Annotated in this window: 4 protein-coding genes; all 4 read left to right on the plus strand. The window is 75.2% G+C overall.

Annotated features, from left to right (window positions below; translation table 11 throughout):
* Window positions 1–480 (plus strand): aminotransferase class I/II-fold pyridoxal phosphate-dependent enzyme (locus M0R80_27970; GenBank protein MCK9463476.1); only part of this gene is annotated, 480 nt, incomplete at its 5' end.
* Complete coding sequence (hisB, locus tag M0R80_27975) at window positions 470–1,057, plus strand: imidazoleglycerol-phosphate dehydratase HisB (protein ID MCK9463477.1); 588 nt, start codon at window positions 470–472, stop codon at window positions 1,055–1,057. The genes M0R80_27970 and hisB, both read left to right, overlap by 11 nt.
* Window positions 1,054–1,683, plus strand: coding sequence for an imidazole glycerol phosphate synthase subunit HisH (gene hisH / locus M0R80_27980; GenBank protein ID MCK9463478.1), 630 nt, complete (start codon window positions 1,054–1,056; stop codon window positions 1,681–1,683). The genes hisB and hisH overlap by 4 nt, the downstream gene beginning before the upstream one ends.
* Window positions 1,677–2,432: an imidazole glycerol phosphate synthase subunit HisF gene (gene hisF / locus M0R80_27985; GenBank protein ID MCK9463479.1), complete on the plus strand. Its 756-nt coding sequence runs from the start codon at window positions 1,677–1,679 to the stop codon at window positions 2,430–2,432. Before hisH ends, hisF begins: the two co-directional genes overlap by 7 nt.
* The last annotated feature ends 95 nt before the right edge of the window (window positions 2,433–2,527 follow it).

Below are 2,527 nucleotides of genomic sequence, written 5' to 3' on the forward strand. Positions count from 1 at the left end.
GTCGCCTTCCGGACGTTCTCCAAGGCGCTCGGCCTCGCGGGGCTGCGCGTGGGATACGCCGCGGGCCCGAGGCGGCTCGTCGACCTCCTCCGCGCGGCCGGCCACCCCTACGCGGTCTCCTCGGCCTCGCTCGCGATCGCCGAGGCGCGCCTCCGGGCCGGGCTCGACGACGTGGCGCGTCACGTCGAGGCGGTGCGCGACGAGCGCGCGCGGCTCGAGGCGTTCCTGCGCCGCTCCGGGGCCGCGGTGACGAGCTCCCAGGGAAACTTTGCGTTCGCCCGGTTCGCGGACGCTCGGGGGGTGCGTAACGCGCTCGGGCTCCGCGGGATCTCGGTGCGGGCGTTCGACGGCGCGTCGCTCGTGGCCGACGGGCTGCGTATCACGCTGCCGGGCGACGAGGCGGAAGTCGAACGGCTCATGGCGGCGCTCCGGGAGATCTTCGGGCGCGCCGCGGGAAAGGAGGGCTTCGATGGCGAGTAGGACGAGCGCGCTAACGCGCGAGACCCGGGAGACCGAGGTGACGGTGCGGCTCGCGCTGGACGGCGCGGGCGCGGCGAAGATCGCGACGGGCTTGGGATTCCTCGATCACCTCCTCACGGCGCTGGCGTGCCACGCCCGGTTCGATCTCGAGCTCTCCTGCAGGGGAGATCTCGAGGTCGACGATCACCACACGGTCGAGGACTGCGCCCTGGCGCTCGGCGCCGCTATCGACGAAGCGCTCGCGGACCGATCCGGGATCGCCCGCTTCGGGGACGCCTACGCGCCGCTCGACGAGGCGCTGGCGCGCGCGGTCGTGGATCTCTCGGGCCGGCCCTACGCCGCCGTATCGCTCGGCCTCGCGCGGCCGTGCATCGGCGACGTCGCCGCCGAGAACGTCGTCCATGCGTTTCGGTCGTTGGCGACCGCGATGCGCGCCGCGATCCACCTCGACGTGCTGCGCGGCGAGAACGATCACCACAAGGCCGAGGCGGCGGCAAAGGCGCTCGCGCTCGCCCTGCGCAAGGCCGTCGCGGTCGAAAGCGGCGGCGTGCCCAGCACGAAGGGGGTGCTCGGATGACGGCGAGGGACATCGAGGTCGCGGTGCTGAGGACCGGATCGTCGAACCTCGCGTCTGTGCTCTCGGCCCTGCGCCGCCTGGGGACCGAGCCGGCGGTCACGTCGGACCCCGAGATCGCGGCGCGGGCGGCGCGGCTCGTGATCCCGGGCGTGGGCACCCTCACGGCCGCCATGTCCGTGCTGCGCGCCGGGGGCCTCGTCGAGCCGCTGCGGCGGCGCGTGGCGGCGGGGAGGCCGACGCTCGCGATCTGCCTCGGCCTGCAGCTCCTCGGCGCCGGCAGCGAGGAGAGCCCAGGGGTCGGCGGGGTCGGCGCGTTCGGCGGACGGGCGACGCGGTTTCCGAGGTCCGTGCGCGCGCCGCAGCTCGGCTGGAACTCGATCGCGCCGGACGCCTCGTGCCGGCTGCTCGAGCCGGGCTACGCCTACTTCGCGAACTCGTACCGCCTCGTCGAGCCGCCCGGCGCGACGGCGGTCGCGTACAGCGAGTACGGCGGCCGCTTCGTCGCCGCCTTCGAGCGGGGCGCGGTGCTCGCGTGCCAGTTTCACCCCGAGCTGTCCGGCGGCTACGGGCTCGATCTGATGGCGCGGTGGATCGGCGCCGCCGCGGAGGGTGGTGCGCCATGCTGACCGTGCGGATCATCCCGTGCCTCGACGTCCGCGACGGGCGCGTCGTCAAGGGGGTGCGGTTCCAGGGGCTCGCGGACGCGGGCGACCCGGCCGCGCTCGCGGCGGCGTACGAGGCCGACGGCGCGGACGAGATCATGGTGCTCGACATCACCGCCACCGGGGAGCGGCGCGCCACGGCGGCACAGACCGTGCGCCGGGTCCGGGAGCGGATCGCGATCCCGCTCACGGTCGGCGGCGGCGTGACGAGCGAGGCGGACGCGGCGGCGCTCCTCGACGCGGGCGCGGACAAGGTCGGCGTCAACACGGCCGCGGTGGCGCGGCCCGCCCTCGTCGACGAGCTCTCGGCCAGGTTCGGCGCGCAGTGCACCGTGATCGCGATCGACGCGGCGCGGCGGGCGACAGGCGGCTTCGAGGTCGTCGTCCGCTCCGGCACGGTGCAGACGGGAAAGGACGCCGTCGCGTGGGCGGCCGAGGCGGCCCGGCGCGGGGCGGGCGAGGTGCTGCTCACCTCGTTCGATCGGGACGGCACGAAGGCGGGCTACGACCTCGAGCTGATCGCGGCGGTCGCGGCGGCGGTCGACGTGCCGATCGTGGCGTCGGGCGGCGCGGCGGACGCGTCCCACATGGCCGCGGCGGTCGGCGCGGGCGCGTCGGCCGCGCTCGCGGCGTCGATCTTCCACTTCGGCGAGCGGACCGTGCGCGATCTGAAGGCGGAGCTGGCGACCCTGGGCGTGGAGGTGCGAAGATGATCGTCCCGTCGATAGACATCATGGGCGGACAGGCGGTGCAGCTCGTCGGCGGCGAGGCGCTCGCCGTCGAGGCGGGCGATCCGATCGCCGTCGCC

The sequence above is a fragment of the Pseudomonadota bacterium genome, from assembly GCA_023229365.1.
GTDB lineage: Bacteria > Myxococcota_A > Polyangia > JAAYKL01 > JAAYKL01 > JALNZK01.

Coding starts and splice junctions, on each gene's coding strand:
- hisB (MCK9463477.1), top strand. CDS start 470: ATGGCGAGTAGGACGAGCGCGCTAACGCGCGAGACCCGGGAGACCGAG.
- hisH (MCK9463478.1), top strand. CDS start 1,054: ATGACGGCGAGGGACATCGAGGTCGCGGTGCTGAGGACCGGATCGTCG.
- hisF (MCK9463479.1), top strand. CDS start 1,677: ATGCTGACCGTGCGGATCATCCCGTGCCTCGACGTCCGCGACGGGCGC.